The 22033-nt window shown below is 68.2% G+C and carries 20 protein-coding genes; 6 read left to right on the forward strand and 14 right to left on the reverse strand.

Going from position 1 to position 22033, the window contains the following annotated elements:
- Positions 1–57: 57 nt before the first annotated feature.
- Positions 58–2811, reverse strand: a complete 2754-nt coding sequence (locus ASD37_RS24670) for a PAS domain S-box protein (RefSeq protein WP_162253312.1) — start codon at positions 2809–2811, stop codon at positions 58–60.
- A gap of 346 nt (positions 2812–3157) precedes the next feature.
- Positions 3158–4168 (reverse strand): ABC transporter substrate-binding protein, encoded by a 1011-nt coding sequence (locus ASD37_RS24675; RefSeq protein WP_235568541.1) that lies wholly within the window; start codon positions 4166–4168, stop codon positions 3158–3160.
- A 205-nt stretch (positions 4169–4373) separates the two neighbouring features.
- Between ASD37_RS24675 and ASD37_RS24680 the strand changes: the two genes are divergently transcribed.
- The gene (locus ASD37_RS24680; RefSeq protein WP_056557868.1) at positions 4374–5264 is read left to right on the forward strand and encodes a mycobacterial-type methylenetetrahydrofolate reductase; all 891 of its coding nucleotides are present in this window, start codon (positions 4374–4376) and stop codon (positions 5262–5264) included.
- Between the two features lies 1 nt (position 5265).
- Here the strand turns inward: ASD37_RS24680 and ASD37_RS24685 are convergent, their stop codons facing one another.
- The gene (locus ASD37_RS24685; RefSeq protein WP_056557870.1) at positions 5266–6189 is read right to left on the reverse strand and encodes an SGNH/GDSL hydrolase family protein; all 924 of its coding nucleotides are present in this window, start codon (positions 6187–6189) and stop codon (positions 5266–5268) included.
- A gap of 45 nt (positions 6190–6234) precedes the next feature.
- Between ASD37_RS24685 and ASD37_RS24690 the strand changes: the two genes are divergently transcribed.
- Both ASD37_RS24690 and hrpA read left to right on the forward strand, forming a co-directional pair.
- The gene (locus ASD37_RS24690; protein ID WP_056558277.1) at positions 6235–7083 is read left to right on the forward strand and encodes a PHP domain-containing protein; all 849 of its coding nucleotides are present in this window, start codon (positions 6235–6237) and stop codon (positions 7081–7083) included.
- A 32-nt stretch (positions 7084–7115) separates the two neighbouring features.
- Positions 7116–11030 (forward strand): ATP-dependent RNA helicase HrpA, encoded by a 3915-nt coding sequence (hrpA, locus tag ASD37_RS24695; RefSeq protein ID WP_056557872.1) that lies wholly within the window; start codon positions 7116–7118, stop codon positions 11028–11030.
- Positions 11031–11082: 52 nt separating this feature from the next.
- Here the strand turns inward: hrpA and ASD37_RS24700 are convergent, their stop codons facing one another.
- Positions 11083–11259 carry a hypothetical protein gene (locus tag ASD37_RS24700; protein ID WP_156721079.1) on the reverse strand — a complete coding sequence of 59 codons (177 nt, stop codon included), beginning with the start codon at positions 11257–11259 and terminating at the stop codon, positions 11083–11085.
- 247 nt (positions 11260–11506) lie between these two features.
- On the opposite strand from ASD37_RS24700, the gene ASD37_RS24705 reads away from it, so the two are divergent.
- On the forward strand, positions 11507–11728 hold the full coding sequence (locus ASD37_RS24705) for a hypothetical protein (protein ID WP_056558279.1): 222 nt from the start codon (positions 11507–11509) through the stop codon (positions 11726–11728).
- A 6-nt stretch (positions 11729–11734) separates the two neighbouring features.
- Here the strand turns inward: ASD37_RS24705 and ASD37_RS24710 are convergent, their stop codons facing one another.
- Positions 11735–12604, reverse strand: coding sequence for an LLM class flavin-dependent oxidoreductase (locus ASD37_RS24710; protein WP_200959991.1), 870 nt, complete (start codon positions 12602–12604; stop codon positions 11735–11737).
- A gap of 206 nt (positions 12605–12810) precedes the next feature.
- Here ASD37_RS24710 and ASD37_RS24715 point away from each other — a divergent pair, with 206 nt between their 5' ends.
- Complete coding sequence (locus ASD37_RS24715; RefSeq protein WP_056557878.1) at positions 12811–13014, forward strand: hypothetical protein; 204 nt, start codon at positions 12811–12813, stop codon at positions 13012–13014.
- 77 nt (positions 13015–13091) lie between these two features.
- Here ASD37_RS24715 and ASD37_RS24720 read toward each other — a convergent pair whose 3' ends face one another.
- Genes ASD37_RS24720 through ASD37_RS24750 form a run of 7 tightly spaced genes read right to left on the reverse strand, consistent with a single transcriptional unit; the run spans position 13092 to position 18760 of the window.
- Positions 13092–13742, reverse strand: coding sequence for an MOSC domain-containing protein (locus ASD37_RS24720; RefSeq protein ID WP_056557879.1), 651 nt, complete (start codon positions 13740–13742; stop codon positions 13092–13094).
- Between the two features lie 25 nt (positions 13743–13767).
- On the reverse strand, positions 13768–14448 hold the full coding sequence (locus ASD37_RS24725) for a hypothetical protein (protein ID WP_370073089.1): 681 nt from the start codon (positions 14446–14448) through the stop codon (positions 13768–13770).
- 47 nt (positions 14449–14495) lie between these two features.
- Positions 14496–15473, reverse strand: coding sequence for a VWA domain-containing protein (locus ASD37_RS24730; RefSeq protein ID WP_056558282.1), 978 nt, complete (start codon positions 15471–15473; stop codon positions 14496–14498).
- Positions 15470–16438 (reverse strand): hypothetical protein, encoded by a 969-nt coding sequence (locus ASD37_RS24735; RefSeq protein WP_056557883.1) that lies wholly within the window; start codon positions 16436–16438, stop codon positions 15470–15472. Before ASD37_RS24735 ends, ASD37_RS24730 begins: the two co-directional genes overlap by 4 nt.
- Entirely contained in the window at positions 16429–16902 is a 474-nt protein-coding gene (locus ASD37_RS24740; RefSeq protein WP_056557885.1) for a hypothetical protein, read from the reverse strand. The genes ASD37_RS24735 and ASD37_RS24740 overlap by 10 nt, the downstream gene beginning before the upstream one ends.
- Positions 16892–17758 carry a DUF58 domain-containing protein gene (locus ASD37_RS24745; RefSeq protein WP_056557887.1) on the reverse strand — a complete coding sequence of 289 codons (867 nt, stop codon included), beginning with the start codon at positions 17756–17758 and terminating at the stop codon, positions 16892–16894. The genes ASD37_RS24740 and ASD37_RS24745 overlap by 11 nt, the downstream gene beginning before the upstream one ends.
- A complete protein-coding gene (locus tag ASD37_RS24750; protein ID WP_056557889.1) occupies positions 17759–18760 on the reverse strand; it encodes a MoxR family ATPase in 1002 nt (333 codons plus the stop codon).
- Between the two features lie 100 nt (positions 18761–18860).
- On the opposite strand from ASD37_RS24750, the gene ASD37_RS24755 reads away from it, so the two are divergent.
- Positions 18861–19544: a GAP family protein gene (locus ASD37_RS24755; RefSeq protein WP_056557891.1), complete on the forward strand. Its 684-nt coding sequence runs from the start codon at positions 18861–18863 to the stop codon at positions 19542–19544.
- 79 nt (positions 19545–19623) lie between these two features.
- On the opposite strand, the gene ASD37_RS24760 is transcribed toward ASD37_RS24755, so the two are convergent.
- Together ASD37_RS24760 and ASD37_RS24765 are read right to left on the reverse strand one after the other, a co-directional pair.
- The gene (locus tag ASD37_RS24760) at positions 19624–20778 is read right to left on the reverse strand and encodes an acyl-CoA dehydrogenase family protein (protein ID WP_056558285.1); all 1155 of its coding nucleotides are present in this window, start codon (positions 20776–20778) and stop codon (positions 19624–19626) included.
- Between the two features lie 49 nt (positions 20779–20827).
- A complete protein-coding gene (locus tag ASD37_RS24765) occupies positions 20828–22033 on the reverse strand; it encodes an acyl-CoA dehydrogenase family protein (protein WP_056557893.1) in 1206 nt (401 codons plus the stop codon).

A 22033-nucleotide genomic window follows, 5' to 3' on the forward strand; every position in this document is an offset into this window, starting at 1 on the left:
ATCGCGTCGGCGGCGAGCTGAGGGTGGTCGCGCTCGACTGCGCCCGCCACCAACCCGTCAGTCGAACGTCAACTGGATGAGTGAGCAGTCGTCGTCGAAGGCGCCGGTCGGTGTCAAGGCGCGCAGGTCGTCAACCAACTCGTCGAGGGACCAGTTTCGCGTGCGGGCCAGCCTGGTGGTGAGGTTCTTGAATCCCGCAGGCGACCACTGGTGTCCGTCGGCGAGAGCGAGCTCGGTGGCGCCGTCGCTGTACACCAGGATCTGACAGCCGTGCGGCACCGCAAACACGCGAGACGAAAACTCTGAGTCGTCGAACATCCCTACCGGTGGCGACTTCGAAGTCAGTTCGGTTGCGCCGACCGCCTTGTCGATTCCGGGGTTGAACACGTAGGCGGGGGGATGCCCAGCGCTGGCGTAGCGAAGCGTGCGGGTTGATGCGTTGTACACGCCGTACCAGATCGTGAAGTAGTGGTGGCTCTGCTGAATCATCGGAAAGCGGCGGTTCAATTCGGCCAACAACGAGTGGGGCGCCAGCAGGGTTTCCGTGGGAATTGCCCCTGAGCGCAACAGGTTTTGCAGCGATACCGACAGCAGTGCCGACTCGATCCCGTGTCCGGAGACGTCGATCAGATAGACGAGTAGATGATCCTCGTCGATCCACCGGTAGTCGAAACAGTCGCCGCCCAATTGCTGAGACGGCAGGTAGTACGACGCGACGGCGACTCGTCCGCGGAGGCCGTCCGGGAGAATCGACGTGATGTAGGAGGCGGCGCTGACCAGTTCTGCTGCCGCGCGGTCTGCCTGCTCCTGAAGGCGTTGGGTCAGAACATGATTCCGCTCATCTCGCTTTCTGAGCTCCTCCTGCGCCTCGACTTCCGCAGTGATGTCGATGATTTGCGAGATGAAGTTGTCCACAGCACCATTCGCATAGCGTGTGCAGCTGACCGACAGATCGCCCCAGATCAAGTGGCCGTCGGAATGGATGTACTGCTTGAGCATCCGGTACGAGTCGAGGCGACCCTCCGAGATTTCCGTGACGTTGTCGAAGTCCGCGTTCAGGTACTCCGCGGAAGTGAGCTCCTGCCACGTCTTCTGTGTCAGAGTCTCGGCGTCATAGCCGAAGAACCGGCACAGCGAGTCGTTGACTTCCAGAAAGCGGCCGTCTGGACTGATCAGACACATCCCGATGGCTGCGTTGTCGACCGCTCGGCGATATCGCTGGTCGGCCTTCGCCCGTTGTAGGTTCGACTCTTCAACCGCCTGCTCCGCGTTCACTTCATCGTCGACCAGACGGAGTGCGGCCTCCACACCATCCTGGCGGCCATCCACGTCGTAAAAGGGCTTGGCGTGCAGGTCGAACCAGTGAGCCACGCCATCCGCCGCGACCACCCGCACGCGTGTCTTGACACTGCCGCCTTCCGCGAGTTCCTTCCATCTAGTGGCGTGGGCCGACACGTCCTCTGGTGGAATGACATCCGCAAATCCGCGACCCAGCCAGTGTTCAGGGGGCGCGCCCAGCTTGGCTTCGACGGACGGTGAAAGCCAGACGAACTTGCCGTCTCGGATGTGACAGACCACGTCACCTACGTTCTGGGACAACAGGCGGTAGCGTTCTTCAGAAGCTGCGATGTGCTGCGCAGCGCGGAAACGCTCGGTGACGTCACTCCAGCCGACGCTGATCATGTCCACACTTGCGCGCGTCGCACGGATGTCGAGTATGCGTTCACCGTCGAGTGTTTCGATGGAATGCCGAATGTCGTTCAGTATCAGTGGCTCTCCCGTGTAAAGGCACTGGCGATACTGCTCCATCAGGCCAGAGGCCTCGAGATTTGGGTCGATCTCCAGTGCAGTGCGGCCCAGTAGCTCGTCCTCCCCGAGCCCTAGATAGGAATAGGTGGCCAGGTTGGCGCTGCGGTAGACGAAGTCGACCACTCGGCCGCCACGATCGCGGATCGCCTCGAACACCACCTCGGAATTGAGCATCCCGCCCGCGCTGGCGCGGAGCAGGGCCCGATCCGATTCGGCGGCTTCGACTTGTCTCTCTTCGCGCTGGCTGAGATAGAACGTCGACGCGCCGACTATGGCGGTGCCCACCGCGGTCGACAGCGCCAACCCCGCATCGTCTCCCATGCCTAGGTAGAGAAAGAGTCGCCGCGACAGTCCAACGAGGATCGGAAAGGTTGCGATGACGCCTACCAGCCGAACAGCCGTTCGCCGGTTGGGTTGGAAGTACAGCCAACCGATCGGTCCCCGGTCAGGTCGCGCCAACAGTGCTGCCACGCCAAGCAACACCAGGCCCAGCGCCGTCCCCATCGCCATGCCAGTTGATGACGCGACATTCACCAGGGCAATGGCGTCGAACAAGTACGCCAGCACTGTCACGCACGGTATTGCCACCGCGGCACCAAGGCACACCCCCCACAGCACGCGGATCCACGGGCGGTTGGGTCGTCTCAGACCCACCGCGGCGCACAGTAAGAGGACCGATAGCGCCGTCTGCGGGCTAGGACGACCCGGCCAGGTCGATTGCAACTCCCGAACTGCTTCCCCAAACCACATTTGGTCCACGCCGAACGTCCTCGCGGTCAGGTACTCCGCGAGGACGATCGTGGCGATCACACCCACCGCCACGACCAGGCCACGCTGCGCCCACACCCGGCTGAGGGAAGGAGCGCTCGATTCCATCAGGATTGCGACCCCAAGTAGCGCCAACCAGAGAGCAGTCCACGGCGTCATTTGCGGCCAGCCCGGGTAGAACCGCGTCAACTGGGCGATTCCGGTGGCCCAGCCCACCCAGTCCAAGGCGGTCACGAAGAGAACCATCACAACGGCTGCGCGCGCCCAGCGGACCGATGCCGCTTGCGGACTCGGGTGAGGGCCTACGTCATCTTCATCCATCAACGAGGGAAGTCTCCAATGAGGATGTAGTGCAATAGAGTTTCGATTGCATCTCGAGCCGCCGATCGAGCGCTTTCGGAATCGCAACTTAGCACGCACAGACGCTGATCAGGCCGCGATCTAGCCGAACCGCACGGTGAGATGGTCGGCGAAGTCCCGGCCTGGTGTTCACCCTGACGCCGAGCAGACGCAAAAGTGCGCGACACGCCGGGGTGTCGCGCACTTTTACGACTGCTCGCGCAGGAAAAGCGGGGAAAGGCTAGGCGTTGGAGAGGTCCTCCACCGGCTTGCCCGTGTAGGCGTTGCCGAGCTGGGGCACCAAGAGGTCCAGCGCGTACATCATGGCGTTGGGTCCGCCGAAGGCGATGGCTCCGCTGAGGTTGGATTCCGAACCCGCGTACAGGGTCCGGCCCTCGCGAACGACGTTGAGCCGCTGGAACGCCGGGACGTCGGCCATCTGTTCCTTGCTGAGGCCGTTGACGAACAACGCCTCGCCGTCGAGGACGTTCAGCTTCTCCTCGGAGACGTCGCCGACGGTGTCCTTCGTGTCAAGGCCCAACCCGTCGAAGATCGCGTTGCGCGGGTCGCCCTTGCCAATCACGTAGTGCGAGTTGGCCTCTGAGGTGAAGTCCGACACCAGGGTCTTGCCCGCGAATTCGGGGTGAGCGGCCTTGGCCTCGTCGAACTTGGCGTTGACCTGGTCGACCAGCTTCTGTGCCTGCTCCTCGCGGCCGAGCGCCTTGCCGGTCGTCAAGAGCTGGACGTTCCACGGGGTTTCCTCGTCCGGGTAGTCGGCGGACTGCACCACGGTGGGGGCGATCTGCGAGAGGCGGTCGTAGGTCTTCTGGTCGATGGTCTCGTTGATGGCGAAGATGACGTCGGGCTTGGCCGCCGCGATGCCCTCGAAGTTGATGGAGTCGCCTTCGATGGCGGGCACGCCCTTGCCGCCCGTCTCCTTCTGCACCCACGGGAAGCTGTCGTAGTTCTCGAAGTAGCCGCCGCGGCTGCCGACCGGCACGATGCCGAGGGACAAGACGAAGTCCTGGTCGATCCAGCCTGCGGTGACGACGCGCTTAGGATCGGCGGGGATCTTGGTCTCGCCGAACTTGTGCGACACGGTGACGGTGTCCGCGGCTGCAGCGGCGGAGGAGGTCGTCTCGTTCGGGGTGGACGAGCTGCCACACCCTGCGACGAGGGCGGCCCCGACGAGGATCGACGAGGCAAGGGCCATGGCACGAGGTGCGTGTATAACGCGTCTGAAGAGCTGCATTTGGCAAGGCTAGCATTGCCTAACTCGACGTCGGAAGGTCCCATAGGGGCCGGTGAAAGTGCTGCCCCGTGGGGTCGATCGGTAGGGTGTCCTCCCGACGGCCCGCAAATCCCGGGCCATGCGCAGCGCAGCGCCACTCGATCCGACACGCCACCCGGCCTGAAGTCGACGACGTGAATCCGATGATGTGAATTGGAGCAGTCCCTTGGCCCTCAACACCATCGCACTGGAACTCGTCCCGCCCAACGTCGACCGCGGTGCGGGGTACGCCGTCGACGAAGCCCACAAGGTGCTGCAGCTGTCCAAGGACGCCGGCATCGAGGGTCGCATCCGGCACGTCATGATCCCCGGCATGATCGAAGAGGACGGCGACCGTCCCATCGAGATGAAGCCGAAGCTCGACGTCCTCGAATACTGGTCGATCATCAAGCCCGAGCTGCCTGCGATGAACGGGCTGTGCACGCAGGTCACGTCCTTCCTCGACCAGCCCGCGCTCGAACAACGCCTCGGCGAGCTGCTGAACGCCGGTTTCGACGGCATCGCCTTCGTCGGGGTCCCGCGCACGATGGCCGACGGCGACGGCGCGGGCGTTGCACCCACCGACGCCCTGTCGATCTACGCCGACGTCGTCCCCAACCGCGGCGCGATCCTCATTCCCACCCGCGACGGCGAACACGGTCGCTTCAACTTCAAGTGCGACCAGGGCGCGACCTACGGGATGACGCAGCTGCTCTACTCCGACACGATCGTCGGCTTCCTCACCGACTTCGCCAAGACCACGAACCACCGTCCCGAGGTGCTGCTGTCGTTCGGGTTCGTCCCGAAGATGGAGACCAACGTCGGGCTGGTCAACTGGCTGATCCAGGATCCTGGCAACGCCGCCGTCGCCGCCGAACAGGCCTTCGTCAAGGAGTTGGCGGCCGCCGACCCCGCCGTCAAGCGCAAGCTGATGCTCGACCTCTACAAGCGCGTGCTCGACGGCGTCGCCGACCTCGGCTTCCCCCTGAGCATCCACTTCGAGGCCACCTACGGCGTCTCGCGGCCCGCATTCGACACCTTCGCCGAGATGCTCGACTACTGGTCGCCAGACCGCTGACTCACCCGCCCGCGGCGACGTAGTCCGCCAGGGCGTTCCCCATCGCCAACGCGCCCGCCCCGTTGGGGTGCAGCGGAGCCGCCGGGCTTACCGGGGCGAACCCCTCGATGTACCGGTCCTGCGGGGCCGCGCAGATGTCGTGTCCGACTGACAGCGGACGGGTGTCGAAGAACTCGACGCCCCGGTCGGCGGCCACCTCGCGCAGGCGGCCGTCCAACTCGTCGACCTTGGCTTGGAAGTACGCCGCGTCGACCGGATTGATCGGCTCGGCGGGAAAACATCCCTCGGGCCGGACGTAGGTGCCGTAGCCGACGAGGATCACCCTGGCGGCGGGCGCCTTCGCTCGGATCTCGTCGACGAGGTCGGACCAGTCGTCGGCGTCGGCCGCGATCGACTCCGAGATCTGGTCGACGCCGTCGGCCACCAGGTCCGACGAGCAGGGCGGGGTGTCCAGGCTGGTCCGCCGACACGTGGCCGCGATCTTCGGCAGGTCGACGTCGTTGCCGCCGATCGTCACGGTCACCAGCTGGGTGTCGTCCGTCACCGCGTCGAGCTGGGGTGGCACCGGACCGGAGCGGGTGGGCTGGGAACGCGAGACGAGGTCCTCGGTGCGCGCCCCGCTGCACGTGACGTCGGCGAACGACGCCGCCCCGATGCGGCGGGCCAGCACCGACGGGTAGTCGTTGGTCGACTTGAGACAGCCCACCGGTTCGGCCTGGTCGGGCACCAGTGGCGCCGCGGCGGCCGAGTCACCCATCGCGACATAGCGCGGACCGGAGCCGGGAGGCGCCTCTGGTGACGGCGGGATGGCGGTCGGCGACGGTGCTGGCGCGAGGGGTGCGGGCGGGGCGTCGACGCAGGCCGAGGCCGTCAGCACGGTCAGCAGAACCGCGACCACCGTCCGGTGGATTCGGTTCGGAGCCATCACACGTTCATACCCAGGCCCGCCGACCATGCCACTGTGTTCTTCATGACGGGCTTCGTGACCGGCTTAGTGACTCTTCCCTCCGACAACCACGTGCACACGGAGTTCTCCTGGGACACCGGCCCCGACGCCTCCATGGTGAACACCTGTCGCCGTGCCGTCGAGATCGGGTTGCCCGCGGTGTCCTTCACCGAGCACGTCGACTTCACCGACTGGGGTGATCACGACCACCCGCCGGTGGACGCGCAGGTGGGGACCCGCAAGCGGGTGCTTCCCATCGACGTCGACGAGTACCTGGCCAGCATCGAGCGGTGCCGCCACGAGTTCCCCGAGCTGCGCATCCTGTCGGGTATCGAGGCAGGCGAGCCGCACCTGTTCGCCGGAAGCGTCGCCGCGGTCCTGCGATCTGGTTCCTTCGACCGCGTGCTCGGCTCACTGCACTCGATCGTGCACGACGGCCACCTCGTCTACGCCAACCACGTGTTCCGGTCGCGGCCCGCCGACGAGGTCGTGCGGGCCTACTTCGCCGAGCTGCTGCGCCTGGTCGAGGGCTCCGACGTATTCGAGGTGCTGGCGCACTGCGACTACCCCCGGCGCTACTGGCCCGCGGCGCGCGAGGGGGAGTACCGCGAGGCCGACTTCGAGGAGGAGTACCGGACGGTGTTCCGCGCGCTGGCCAGCTCCGATCGACCGCTGGAGATCAACACCTCCAGCCCGCTCGCGTCGGTGTCCCTGATGCGGTGGTGGTACGAGGAGGGTGGCGGTGCGGTGTCCTTCGGGAGCGACGCGCACGTGCCCGTCCGGGTCGGCGACAAGTTCGACGTCGCCGTGGACGTCGTCGAAGCGGCCGGCTTCCGCCCGGGCCGCGATGAGTACGACTTCTGGCGCCGCTGAGAGTCCGTCCCCGACCGCCTATCGTTGACCGAGTGTCCGGCGACGAATTGCGTGACTTGCGTGCGCGCCTCGACGGCCTGACGATCCGTGACGCCGACCGGCTGCGGCGTCGGCTGCGGGGCAGCGGAGGCAACCCGGAGACCCTGGCGAAGCTGGCCGCCCAGTTCACGACGGCCGAAGCCCTCGTCGCGACCCGGCTGGCGGCGGTGCCGGAGATCTCCTACCCCGACCTGCCGGTCAGCGAGAAGCGCCACGACATCGCCGCCGCCATCCGTGACCACCAGGTGGTCGTGGTCGCCGGCGAGACCGGGTCGGGCAAGACCACCCAGCTGCCGAAGATCTGCCTCGAGCTGGGGCGCGGCATCCGCGGCACCATCGGCCACACCCAACCGCGCAGGCTCGCCGCCCGCACCGTCGGGCAGCGGATCGCCGACGAACTGCGCGTCCCACTCGGCGAGGCCGTCGGCTACACCGTCCGGTTCAACGACCACGCGAGTGACCGCACGCTGGTCAAGCTGATGACCGACGGCATCCTGCTCGCCGAGATCCAGCGCGACCGTCGGTTGCTGCGCTATGACACGCTGATCCTCGACGAGGCCCACGAGCGCAGCCTCAACATCGACTTCCTGCTCGGCTATCTGCGGGAGTTGTTGCCGCAGCGGCCCGATCTGAAGGTCATCGTGACGTCGGCGACGATCGAGCCGGGACGATTTGCGGCGCACTTCGGTGGTGCCGGCGGCGCGGCGCCCATCGTCGAGGTCTCCGGCCGCACCTACCCGGTCGAAATCCGTTATCGCCCACTGGAACTTCCCGTGGCGACCTCCGACGAGGACGATCCCGACGATCCCGACCAGGACGTGATCCGCACCGAGGTCCGGGACCAGACCGAGGCGATCGTCGACGCCGTCCGCGAACTGGAGTCCGAGCCGCGCGGCGACGTGCTGGTGTTCCTGTCCGGCGAGCGCGAGATCCGCGACACCGCGGAGGCGCTGCGCGAGGCGCTCAACCCCAACACCGAGGTGCTGCCGCTCTACGCCAGATTGCCGACGGCCGAGCAGCAGAAGGTGTTTCAGCCGGGTCGGTCGGCACGCCGAATCGTGTTGGCCACCAACGTCGCCGAGACGTCGCTGACCGTCCCAGGCATCCGCTACGTCGTCGACCCAGGGACGGCCCGCATCTCGCGGTACAGCCGCCGCACCAAGGTGCAGCGCCTGCCGATCGAGCCCATCTCGCAGGCGTCGGCCGCGCAGCGGGCGGGCCGTTCGGGCCGTACCGCGCCAGGGGTGTGCATTCGGCTGTACTCCGAAGCCGACTTCGAGCTGCGGCCCCGGTACACCGATCCCGAGATCCTGCGCACCAACCTCGCCGCCGTCATCCTGCAGATGGCCGCCCTGAGTCTCGGTGACATCGAGAACTTTCCGTTCTTGGACCCGCCGGACGCGCGCAGCATCCGCGACGGCGTGCAACTGCTGCGCGAGCTCGGTGCCTTCGACGGCGAGGGCGCCATCACCGAGCTTGGCCGCCGGCTCGCGAAACTCCCGCTCGACCCCAGGGTCGGCCGGATGATCCTGGCGGCAGAAGCCGAAGGATGCGTTCGCGAGGTGCTGGTGCTGGCGGCGGCCCTGTCGATACCCGACCCACGGGAGCGGCCGTCCGACCACGAGGAAGCGGCGCGGCAGAAGCACGTCCGGTTCGCCGACGAGTTCTCCGACTTCAGCTCCTACCTCAACCTGTGGCGCTACCTCGGCGAGCAGCGAAAGTCGTTGTCGGGAAGTGCCTTCCGACGAATGTGCCGCACCGAGTACCTGCACTACCTGCGCATCAGGGAGTGGCAGGACCTCGCAGGCCAGCTGCGGAGCATCGCCCGCGATCTCGGTATCCGCGAGAGCGACGACCAGGAACCGGCCGACCCGGCAAGCGTGCACGCCGCGCTCCTGGCGGGTTTGTTGTCGCACGTCGGTCTACGCGAGGGCGACGGCAGGGACTATGCAGGCGCGCGCAACTCCAAGTTCGTCCTCGCGCCCGGTTCGGCGTTGACGAAGAAGCCCCCGCGCTGGGTCGTCGTCGCCGAATTGGTGGAGACCAGCCGACTGTTCGGCAGGACCGCGGCGCGCGTAGAACCCGAGGTGGTCGAGCGTGTCGCCGGTGATCTGGTGCAGCGCACCTACAGCGAGCCGCATTGGGACGCCAAGCGCGGCGCGGTGATGGGCTACGAACGCGTCAGCCTCTACGGACTTCCGCTGGTCGCGCACCGACGCATCGGCTACGCCCAGGTCGACCCGGTGGTCGCCAGGGACATGTTCATCCGCCACGCCCTGGTCGAGGGTGACTGGCAGACCCGGCACCACTTCTACCGCGACAACACCAGGTTGCGGGAGGAGCTCGCGGAGCTGGAGGAGCGCGCCCGTCGTCGGGACCTGCTGGTCGACGACGACGAGGTCTACGCGCTCTACGACGCCAGGGTGCCGCCAGAGGTGGTGTCGGCGAGGCACTTCGACGGCTGGTGGAAGAAACAGCGCCACCGGACGCCGGACCTGCTGACCTTCACCCGCGACGATCTGCTGCGCAACGACGCCGACGCGGACCAGCCCGACACCTGGGAGGCCGACGACCTGTCGTTGCCCCTGACCTACCGCTTCGAACCCGGTCGTGAGGACGACGGCGTCACCGTGCACGTCCCGGTAGAGGTGCTGGCCCGTCTCGGCGGAGACGAATTCGGTTGGCACGTACCGGCGTTGCGTGAGGAACTGGTCACCGCTCTGATCAAGTCGCTGCCAAAGGACCTGCGGCGCAACTTCGTTCCCGCCCCCGACACCGCACGGGCCGTCGTCGGCTCGCTCGACCCCGGCGCCGGATCACTGCTGGACGCGCTGCAGCGAGAGCTGCGCCGCCGCACCGGCGTCCTGGTTCCCGTCGACGCCTTCGACCTGGGGAAGATTCCCGACCATCTTCGGGTGACGTTCGCCGTCGAGGCCGGTGACGGCACCGAGCTGGCTCGCGGAAAGGATCTGGAAGCGCTGCAGGAACGACTTGCTGCGCCGGTCCGCGACGCCGTCGCCGAGGCCTTCGCAGGCAAGCTCGAACGCACCGGTCTGCGGGCGTGGCCCGACGACCTCGCCGAACTCCCGCGCGTGGTGGAGACGGCCGGTGGCGGGCGCGCGGTGCGCGGCTACCCGGCGCTGGTCGACAACGGAACCACGGTCGACGTGCGGGTGTTCGCCACCGCCGCCGAGCAGACCGCCGCCGCCGGGCTCGGGACCCGGCGCCTGCTTCGGCTGTCGACGCCGTCGCCGACGAAGGCCCTCGAGAAACAGCTGGACACGCGAAAGCGCCTGGTGCTCGGCAGCAATCCGGACGGTTCGCTGGCCGCGCTGCTCGACGATTGCGCCGACGCCGCCGTGGCCGCCCTCGCGCCGAAGCCGGTGTGGAGCCGCGCCGAATTCACCGCGCTGCGGGACCGGGTCGCCGCGTCGATCGCCCCCACCACTCGCGACGTGCTCAACCGGGCCGAACGCGTGCTGGCGGCACTGCACGAACTTCAGGTCGCCATACCCGCCACGCCACCACCCGCCCACGCCGACGCCGTCGCGGACATCCGCGCGCAACTGGCGGCGCTGCTACCCAAGGGCTTCGTCGTGGCCACCGGGGCGACGCACCTGCTCGACCTGGCCCGCTACCTGACCGCCGTGGGCCGTCGGCTCGAACGGCTGCCGCAGGGCCTGGTCGCCGACCGCGAGCGGATGGTCCGGGTTCACCAACTGCAGGACGCATACGACGAACTGGTCGCGGCGCTTTCGCCGGCGCGGGCCGCAGCCGACGACGTGCGGGACGTAGCGCGCTTGATCGAGGAGTTCCGGGTGAGTCTGTGGGCGCAGCAGCTCGGCACCGCGAGACCGGTCAGCGAGCAGCGGATCTACCGCGCGATCGACGCCATCACCCAGTCATAGCGCACGAAGAAGGGGCACCCGCAGTGCGGGTACCCCTTCGTTGCGATCTGCTTTAGCGGCTCTGGTGCACCGTCGTGTCGACGTGCGGCACGTAGACATCTTGCGTGATGTCATTGATGAACGCGTGGTGGTCGATGTCGGCCTGCGCGGCACCCGAGAGACCCAGGGCGCTGGCGGCAAGTCCACCGGCGATGATCGTGGCAAAGCCAAACTTCTGCATCTTCTTCATGATGTTCATCCCTTCATCTGGAACGTGTTCGTTTCGTGGCCTGCTTGCCGCGATTCGGACGCTCATCCGGTTCGGAGTTTCCTTCGCGCCGGTCTAAAGGGTTGAACCTGCGCCGCCCGGGATTCATTTCCGACTGTGTGCGGTGCCACATCGGCGCGGCCCGGCGGAATGGCCTGCGCGCCAATGTCGTTGATAGAGAAGTTGAATGAAAGACAACTGCCGCGAGAGCGGCTCGAAGGATGTGCTCATGCACTTCACAGCCCGTTACTTGACCCCACTGGCCGTGGCAGGGGGCTCCGCCCTCGCGATCGCCATGTCACCCGCCGCGGCCGCAGCACCGCTCAGCTGCACCGACGTCGGCTCAGCGACGCAGTGCGTGTCCCCGGGAAACAGTCAGATCACCGCGAACGCGCCGGTGGTGCAGCAGCAGCAGTGGCCCGAGTTCATCATCATTCACCGCAACCGCTGATGACCGTCACGAGGTGAGTGCGCGGACCTCGCCCGCCGTTGCGATGAATTCGGCCATCCGGTCGGCCGAGTCCAGCGGCTGGAGTGCGACCGCGTCCACGCCGGCGGCCAGGTAGGGCGCCAGCCCGTCGCCGATCTGCGTGGCCGTACCGCCCACCCCGAACACGCCCCCGGTGGGCACCTCCTGGCGCGCCGCTTCGTCGGCAAGCCGCCGCTCGGCGCCGTCACCAGGGGCGCAGGCCAGGAAGAGTGTCGTGTTGAAGGGGCGGTCACCAGCTTCGGCTCGTCCGTCGGCGACGTGGCGCAATGCCTCGCCCACCGTGTGGGTGGCGTACCTGCTGTCGAGCAGGACCCCGTCGGCGATCTCGCCGGCCAGCCGCAGCGTCTTCGGCCCGGTGCCGCCGATCAGGATTGGGTACGGGATCGCACTCGGGTAGTCCAGGCGCACCTTCGACAACCGCACGTAGCGACCGTCCGCGGTGACTTCCTCACCGCTCAAGAGCGCCCTCAGTGCGGTCACGTATTCGCGCAGCAGGGTCAGCGGAGAGTCGACGGCGGCACCCGCCTGCCGCATCCAGCTCTGCACACCATGGCCGACGGCGACGCGGGTCCGCCCGGGGAACATCGCGTCCAGCGTGGCGAATTCCATGGCGGCTGCGGTGACGTTGCGCAGCGGAGCCGGAATCAAGCCGATGCCGATGTTGAGTCGCTCCGTCGCGGCGAGGGCGACGGCGACCTGGGCGATGCCGCCCTGCTGAAAGCAGTCCTCCCACAGCCACAGTTCGTCGACTCCTGCCGCCTCCGCCGCGGTCGCGACGCCTCGGAGGCCGTGTGGGTGGAAGTCCGGGCGGAAGATCACGCCGAGTCGTGTGGTCACGATCACCATCATGCGCGACCTGCCGACAGGCCAAACGGCCGCTGTCGCGTGGTGCGCCTGGACCGTTTGCTAGATCGGCTAGACACTTTTCAAATCGACGCGTTCCTGCCATCCGGCGGTCAATTGCCGCCACCGGAATTACTTCGCTGAACTGGCTGTTGTAGCCATCAGCACACCAAGAGGATCTAGAAAGAAGGGCTCACCCCGTGAAGAAGTTCGGATTTGCCACCATCGCCGCCACCGCATTCGCCGCCGCCCTCGTCGGGCTGGCCGGGCCCGCCGCCGCAGCCCCCGTCGTCAACCCGGCTCAGGTCGGATACTCCGCTGGCATCGACCACCACCAGTGGGTCAACGACATCCAGCAGCAGGTGAACCGGCCGCCGGTTGCCATCGTGGGCAACGGCCGCTAATCAGGCGCCGACCAAGGAGGGGCACCCGGAAACGGGTGCCCCTCTTTTCATGGGTCGACTACGTGTTCTTGGGCCGTCTACGTGGCCGCCGCGCGTTTGCGCGCCAGCGCCTTGATGTCCTCCGGCAGCGCGTCCGCCACCAGGATCTCCGGCAACAGGTCCTTCTCGAGCAGTAACGCGCGGTAGACCACGCCGATGGTGACACCGTGCGGCGGCCGCTCGACCACGTTGACGCCATCCCCGGCGGACACCAATCCTGGTTCGATCACGCGCAGGTAGGCGCCGGGGGTGCCGCCGCGGGCGAAGGTCTTGATCCAGCCGTCGACCCCGAGTCGGGTGGCGAACGTCTTGCACGGCGTCCGCGGACTGGTCACCTCGAGAAGCACGCCGTCGGTGCCAACGCGCCACCGCTCGCCGATGACCGCTCCGGTGACGTCGACGCCCGCCGTCGTGAGGTTCTCTCCGAACATGCCGTTGGTCAGTTCGCGGTCCAGGTGCGCCGCCCAGGTGTCCAAATCTTCACGGGCATAGGCGTAGACGGCCTGATCGTCACCGCCGTGGAGCTTGCGGTTGCCGATCACGTCGCCGACGATGCCGCTGCCGAGACCGCCGCGCATCGGGCCAGGTGCCCGGACGGCGACCGCCTCGCTCGTCGGACGCTTGTCGATTCCCGTCTTGGGTCCGCCGGGGTCCTGCTGGGTGCGGTTGACCGTCAATACCGATGACACTCCCCGAGGGTAGAGCGCGCCGGGGCTAACCGCCGTTCTGGGCTGCCGCCGCGTCACGCAGGATCTGCTGTAGCCGATCAAGGGGGTCACCGACGCCGGGGTTGAGCCGCAGCTGCGCGTCGGGCTGGGTCGACCCGGGGACCGACGGCGGTGGTGGTGGTGGTGGTGGTGGTGGTGCCGCCGGCGGTGGTGGAGGTGGTGGCGGGGGGAGCGCCGAGACGGCGTCGATCTTGGCGTTGAGGCGGGCCACGGTGGCCTCGAGCACGGCGCGACGGTCGGGGTCGGCGTCGGTGCTGCCCGTGAAGCATCCGTCGGGTGCGTCGTCGACGACGGCCAACGCGCTGCGATACCAGCCGACGGCGGCACCGTCGAACTTCTCGGCCGCCCGGTCGCCGAGGGTCTCCCTGACCAGTTCGAGGTTGACCCGCACCGGGCACGACTGCGCCTGCGCGGTCTGCAACAAGGCCGCGGCGAACTGCCCGTCTGCCTCGGTGAGGCGGTCTTTCAGGACGGCGAGTGTGCCTGCGGCGAAACGGGTTCGGGCCGGCTCGACGACGTCGAGCACGCTCAGCGTCGCGACGTCACGGCCCAGGGCGTCGGTGTTCCGCTCGGCGAAGTCGGTGGCCACGGACCCGCCCGCGGCGACGACGGTCCACAGCTTCAGCAGCGCGACGACCACCACCAGCGACACCGGCGCTGAAGACACCAGCAGTCGTACACGTAGCGAACCCCGCTTCCACCAACGTCGTTGGCTCATACGGTCACGCTCGCATTGGTCAGCCGCGTCCGTCGGAACTCACGGAGCACGTAGTAGAGCTCGAGGAGCACCAGCACCGCGGCCAACGCCGCCGGTGCCCAGTAGAGCTCCGTGCGGCTCGCGGTGCCGCTGCCGACGGTGGCCGGATCGTCGCCGGTGGGTTCGGCGGGCAGCACCGAGGTCAGGTCGCCGACACCGCTGCGCAGTGCGTACGGGACGCCGATCTGATCGGCGACGCCACGCAGCGTCGCCTCGTCCACCGGGGATCGTGTGACGTCCGTGCCGGGAATCGGACCGCCCGCGGCGCTGCCGTAGCCGAGCACGGCCCCGCCGTCGACCGCACCCTCTGGCAAGTTGAAGTCGCGCGGCGGCAACGCCGCCTCGGCAGCGCCGGCACCAAGGTAGAACACCAGATTCTTCGCCCGCGGATACTGCTGGACGGCCCCGATCAGCTGGTAGCGCAACATGTTTCCGGCCGCCCCCGCGTTGGTGGCGGTGACGGCGTCGGGGCTGACCGGATAGGGCGCCAATACCGACGCCACCGGACGCAGGCTCCAGGTGTCCGCCGACAGGGGCCAATCCAACGCCGCCCGGCTCGCGAAGGAGATGACGGCGACGCGGGCGTCGGGGTACCGGTCGAGCAGTTCGGCGACGTCGCCCCGCGCCGCGGTCATCCTCGACGACCCGTCGGGTCCGTCTGCGACGCTCATGTCGGGGGACCGGTCGACGACGAGGAAGACGTTGGGCGCCTGCGAATCCGCGACGCGGGTGTTCTCCGCCGAGGGGTCCAGTACGGGCCGGGCCGCGCTCGCGACGAGCAGGAGCGCCGCGAGCGTGAGACCCGCCCAGCGCCACAGGATCCCGCGGGTGCGGGCCGCCGAGGTGAGCCGGCGCAGCGCCGCGATGCGGGCCACCAGGATGATCGCGGCGACGGCGGCCAGCAGCAACGGAGGCAACACGGGTTGAAACGTCATCGGCGCTGCACCATCGGCCATCCGGCCAACGCCACCGCCGCCGCGAGTGCAATGAGCACGGGAACGTCCGGGGTCTCGGGCGCGGTCGCGCCGTCGGCCTCCTCGCTGAACTTGGCGGCCGGTGGATGGTCACGAATGTCGTCGAGGCTCGCGACCACACTAGGCCCCGCGGGCAGCGCTCGTCCGCCGGTGGCACCGGCCAGCGACGCGAGGCCACCCGAATCCTGGCCGGTGATCACGGCGTTGAGCTGCACGCCGCCGGTGGCCGCGAGGTCGCGCAGCCGGTCGGCGGTGAACAACGCCGGGCCACCGGACGGCGCAGTGTCTGGCCCGACGTAGATCAACGAACGGCGCTGCGCGGTGGTCTGTTCGAAGTCCGGAAACCCGGTCAGGCACAACGTCAGCAGGTCGTCCAGGTTGGCGGAGTAGTCCACGTAGGACACCGGGGCAGAGAACGCCGCGACGTCACCGCGTTGGTCGGCGGGCCTGGCGTAATCCGACAGTGTCTGCTTCGCGTACTGATAGTCCCGGGTCAGCGGGATCACCCGGCGATTCGACGACGTCATGCCGATGCGCTGGGTTCCGAAGGTGTCGACCTGACTGGCGAAGTAGGCCAGCGCCGCGTTCACCGCCGGGTCCGTCGTGGGCGCGCCGACGCAGAGCATCACGTCCTCGGGGTCGCCCCCACCGTACTGCGTTGCCGCCGTTGGCAATCCGGTGGGGCGCGCGGCGACGATCACCGATCCGGCTAACATCACCGCGAGCAGGACGATCGTCACAACCGCAGCGATCGTCCTGGCCCGAACGGCCCGCGCGTACTCCGGCAGCAAGGTGAGGCGTCGCGAGTTGGCCAACGGCCGCAGCCTCCGGCGTTCCGCCCGCATCGGGCGCAGCACCACCGCTGCGATGCAGGCCGCGAGGGCGACGCAGCCGACGATGACGACCAGCATCCACGTCAGGCCCATGACCGGATCAGCTCCTCGGCGTCCCGACTGACCAGGCCCACGTCCAACGTCGACTCCGGGTTGAACCGGATGTCGACGAGGTTCGTCAACAGCGGTGCTGCCGAGGCAATCTCGCTGCGCTCGATACCGTCGAGCTGCATGAACTCCGCGCGGACGCCGGTCACCTGGTGCAGGAATCGTCGCACTTCGCGACTGACGGCTTCTCCTGCGGTACCGGCGGACACCTCACCCGCCCGGTAGCGATCACCGATGGCACGCACCGTCCGCGCGGCGCGGTACCGGACCATCCGGTCCCGGGCGGCCCCGACCAGCGGTACGGTCCCCAGTCGCTTTCGCGGCATGGTGAACAGAAGCACGCCGGCGTACCACCCCACGAGGAGCGCCGACAGCGCGATCGCAAGCCAGAGCCACAGCGACGAATACGGTGTCGGACCGATCACGTGGCGCAACAGGTCATCCGGCACGGGCGTACACCTCGGTCATCGCGATCAGCCGGGTGCGGATGGCCGCGCTGCCGCCGATCACGGCGTGCGGTATGCCGTGTCCGACCATGAACTCCGAGAGTTGCTCGCGGCGTTGCTCTTCCGCACGGCGATACGCGTCGACCACCCCCTGGCCGAGGGCGGCTCCGCCGAAGACGAAGCGACCGTCGGCCACGTCGAAACCGTCGTCCTCGTTCGATCCGATCGCGGGCATGTCCGACACCATCGCCCACATCACGTCGTGCCGGGCGGTAAGCCGGGTGAGCGCACCGTCGAGCCGGTCGTCGACGTCGGGCTCGTCGGACACCACGACGATCAACAGGGGGCGACGCTGATGCCGTGCCACCCAATCCAATTGGGTGAGAACGTGACTCGGCGCCGGGCCGCTGCCGACGTGATCGTGGAACCGGTGCAACATGTGCTCGACGTGAGTCTCCCCGCGCCGCAGGCGAACGTCGACCGACCCGCGGGCGTCGCCGAACACCATGCCGATCTCGTCGGACCTCCTCAACGTGATCAAACCCATGGCACCGATGACGTTGGCCGCCACGTCGCCCTTGAGTTCACCCGACGGCGCGGCCGCGGTCATGTTGCGCCCCGCGTCGGCCACCACCATGATCTTGTGGTGCTTCTCGGTGACGAAGCGCTTGATCAGCACCTGACCCGAACGGGCAGAGGCCTTCCAGTCGATGTCGCGGACGTCGTCGCCCTGCACGTACGGACGCAGGTCGTCGAACTCGAGGCTGCGGGTGTGCACCAGCGCGTACCGACCGCCCTCGAGCAGGCCGTTGCCGTCACGGCCGAAGTGCGCCCTGGCGCGGTCCAGATGGACGCCCACTCACGGCACCCGCACTGCCTGCAGGACGGCGTCGACCACCACGTCCGGCGTGACGCGGGCGCTGGCCGCCTCGAACCCCAGGATCAGGCGGTGCCGCAACACGCGGTGAGCGAGCTTCGCGACGTCGTCGGGCACGACGTGGGTCCGCCCGCGCAGAACGGCCAGCGCCCGTGCCGTGCGGCAGAACGCGATGGTGGCGCGGGGGCTGGCGCCGTACTCGATCAGCCGCGCGATGCCGGGGGAGAGGTGCGCCTCGGGATCGCGGGTAACCCCGACCAGATGGCTGGCGTACTGGATCAGAGCCCGGTCCATGTGGACCGACCCCACCAGCTGCCGAACGCGGCGCACGTCGTCGAGGCTGACTACCGGCGCGGTGCGGTGGTCCTTGTCGTAGAGGCCCGAGTCCATCCTGGCGATGACCTCGACCTCGTCCTCCGTCGACGGGTAGTGGACCACTTCCTTGAGCATGAAGCGGTCGGTCTGCGCCTCCGACAGCGGATACGTGCCCTCCTGGTCGACCGGGTTCTGGGTGGCGATCACCAGAAACGGCTCCGGGATCGGATACACGACGCCGGCGATGGTGGTCTGACGTTCCTCCATGGCCTCCAACATCGCGCTCTGGGTCTTCGCGCTAGACCGGTTGATCTCGTCGAGCAGCACGATGTTGGCGTGCACGGGGCCGAGCCGGGTGACGAAGGAATTGGTCGCCGCCTCGTAGATCTGGGTGCCGATGATGTCGCTGGGCAGCAGGTCGGGCGTGCACTGGATGCGCTTGAACTCACCGCCCACCGCTTCGGCGACGACCCTGGCGGCGGTCGTCTTCGCCAGCCCCGGCACGCTCTCGACCAGCAGATGGCCGCCGGCGAGCACGCCGATCAGCATCGATTCGCGAAGGTGATGCTGCCCGACGACCTTTGCCGAGAACGCGTCGGCCACCGCCTTCACGATGTGCTGGGCTTCGGCCAAGTCGGACTGGTCGAGATGCGATCGTGCTGCGGTCATGGGTCCTTTCGAGAGGCGAGTCGCGACAAGGGGTACCCGAACGGGCCACGTTCACGCCCCGGGGGCGCCGCCAAGGTACGTCCCGTAGGTTCGTCACGTCATGCTGGGACTACTGCTACCGCTGCTGGGCTTCGCGTTACTCGACTCGTTGAACGTCCTGAACCTGGGGGTGACCTCGGCGGTCGTCTACGACAGCAGGCTGAGCCGCAGGTCGGCGCTGCCCGGCGGGCTGAGCTTCATCGGGGGCGTGTTCGCGGCGACCACGACGTTCGGCGTGCTGACCGTCCTCGGCCTGAGCTTCCTGACCGACCGCGTCGACCTCGAGGTGACGCCGACCCTCCGGTACTGGGGCCAGCTGGTGCTTGGCGTCGTGCTGATCGCGGTGGCCAGTCTGTCGGGTTCCGCTCGCCCCACCCCGCCGCTCTGGGCGCTGAATTTGACGCGGCGCAACCCCTGGCTGTTCGCGATCGTCGGGCTCGTCATCGGCTTCGGTCAGTCCGCGACGTCGGTGCCGTACCTGACGTCGTTGACGATGCTGTCCGCGCGTGAACCAATGCCGTCGGCGTGGCCGCTGGTCGTGGTCGCCTACTGCTCGGTGGCGCTGCTTCCGTCACTGCTGGTGCTGGCACTGTCGACGCGACGGACGATCAGAGCCAGGCGCGCGCAGCGCAACATCGTGCGGGCGACCACCCGCTTCGGCCCGGTGACCGTGCGGATCCTGTTCTTCGGCGTCGGCGTGGTGCTCGTCGCCGGGGCGCTGTGGAACTACCGCGTGCTGTGGTGAGACGGGCTGTGGCCGCCGACGAGACTGCGCTGACGGTCGTCATTGCGCACGTTTCGCGACCGTGGACGCAGTCTCGACGCTAGCCGCGGGTGCCGTCGGCGACGCGCGGCGGCTTCTCGGCCGACGCGGTGTCAAGGACCAGTTCGGCCACCCGCGACCGGTGCTCCTCGGCACTGCCGAGCAACGCAGCGTCGACGATCGACCGCTTGAAGTACAGATGCGCCTGGTGCTCCCAGGTGAACCCGATACCGCCCAGTGTCTGGATGGCGTCGGCGGCGATCCGGCTGAACGCTGCCGAACACGTCGCCTGGGCGATGCTGGCGGCCAACGCCGGATCGTCCGAGCCGTCGGTCAGCGCCCACACCGCGTGATAGGCCGTCGACCGGGCGTGCTCGAGGTCGACCATCATGTCGGCCAACCGGTGCTTGACCGCCTGGAAGGAGCCGATCGGCCTGCCGAACTGAAGCCGCTCCTTGGCGTACTGGACGGCGACGTCGAGCATGTGCTGAGCCGCGCCGACCTGTTCGACCGCCAGCAGCGACGACGCCACCTGGAAGGCGTGGTCGATCACGCGCTCGGCCTCGTCGTGCCCGGCAACGAGGCGGGCCGGCGCCGCCGACAGCGTCACCACGGCCTGCGGTCGGGTCTGGTCGACCGTCAGCTGACTTGTCCGTTCCACGCCCGCCCCTGCGGCGTCGACCGCGAACAGGGCGACACCGTCCGGGCCGATCGCGGCGACCAACAGGTCGTCGGCCGCACCGGCGTCGACCACGCCGTCGACGGTTCCGGTCAGCGTCCAATCGTCCCCCGAGGGGGTCGCCGTCACGTCGACCAGGGACGCGTCCACGGCACCCGCCCGGTCGGGCACGGCGAATGCCGCCGTCCGGCGACCCTCGACCAGCTCGGCCAGCAGCTCGTCGCGCGCCGGTCCCGACGACGCGGCGACCAGCGCAGGAATGGCGAGGTAGACGGTGCCGAAGATCGGTCCGCACGCCAGCGCCGCGCCGAGCTCCTCGACGGCGACGGCCTGGTCGACGAGAGTGCCGCCAACGCCGCCGTCGGCCTCGGACACCGACAGGCCGAGCACGCCGAGCTCGGCGCCAAGGCGGTTCCACGCCTTCGGATCGAACGGCGGGTCGGACTCCATGAGCCGACGCACCGTCGTCTCGTCGAAGTTCTCCGCGGCGAACCGGCGGACCGCCGACAGCAACTGCTGCTGTTCGTCGGTGAACATGAACTCCGCACGGGGTTCGTTCGCGAGCGTCTCAGCCACATCAGCCGTCTTAGCCACGGGGGATCTCCTTCCACGGCATGCCGGCATCGGCACGCAGGTCACCGGGCAGGCCGAGGACCCGCTCGCCGAGAATGTTGCGCATCACGTCGGACGTGCCGCCTTCGATGGTGTTCGCACGACTGCGCAGATGCCGCTGCTGGATGGGACCGCGCCAGTCCGTGTCTTTTGCATCCTCCCGTCCATCCTCGGGCTTCGAATATCCGTGGTACAGAATGCCTTCTGGCCCAAGCAGATCCATGCAGAACTGGTAGATCTGCTGGTTCAGCTCGGCGCCGACGAGCTTGCCGATCGAACCCTCCGGACCCGGCCCACCGACGGTCGCCGACACCCGAGAGCGCTCCGACGTCAGGCGCTGTGCCTCCGACCGCAGCCACAGCTGGGTCAGCCGGTCGCGCAGAACGGGCGTCTGCCGTTCAGGGCGGGCCGCCCACAGCGAGACCGCCTCGGAGATGGTGCCCGCGCCGCGCCTGCTGCCGCTGCCGCCGAGCGCGCTGCGCTCGTTCATCAGGGTCGTCATCGCGACGCCCCAGCCGTTGCCGACCTCGCCGAGGCGGTGGGCATCGGGGATGCGCGCGTCGGTGAAGTACACCTCGTTGAACTCCGCCTGGCCGGTGAGCTGGCGCAGCGGTCGCGTCTCGACGCCCGCGGAGTGCATGTCGACCACGAAGTACGTGAGGCCCTTGTGCTTTGGGACGTCGGGGTTGGTGCGGGCCAACAGCAGGCCCCACCGCGCCCGGTGGGCCAGACTGGTCCACACCTTCTGGCCGTTGATCACCCAGTCGTCACCGTCGCGCACCGCCGAGGTGGCGAGGCCGGCCAAGTCGGATCCGGCGCCCGGCTCGGAGAACAGCTGACACCAGATGTCCTCGGTGGTGGCCAGCGGACGCAGCCAAGCCTTCTTGACCTCGTCGGACAGGGCATGTTCGCGGATGGTCGGCGCCGCCATGCCGTAGCCCATCGGGTTCAGCCCCAGCGGCACCGGCCCGCCGGCACCCTGGAGGATGCGGTCCGCGATCGCCTGGTTGCTGCGCGAAAGACCAAGTCCGCCAAGTTCTTCGGGAAAGTGCACCCACGACAGGCCGGCGTCGTAACAGGCGCCGAGGAATTCGGTCACAGGGACGGACCGCGGGTCGTGGTCGTCTACGACCGCCCTCGCCAGATCGGCGACCCGATCGGAATCAGCAACATTGCTCAT

It is taken from the genome of Mycobacterium sp. Root135 (assembly GCF_001426545.1).
Classification (GTDB): domain Bacteria; phylum Actinomycetota; class Actinomycetes; order Mycobacteriales; family Mycobacteriaceae; genus Mycobacterium.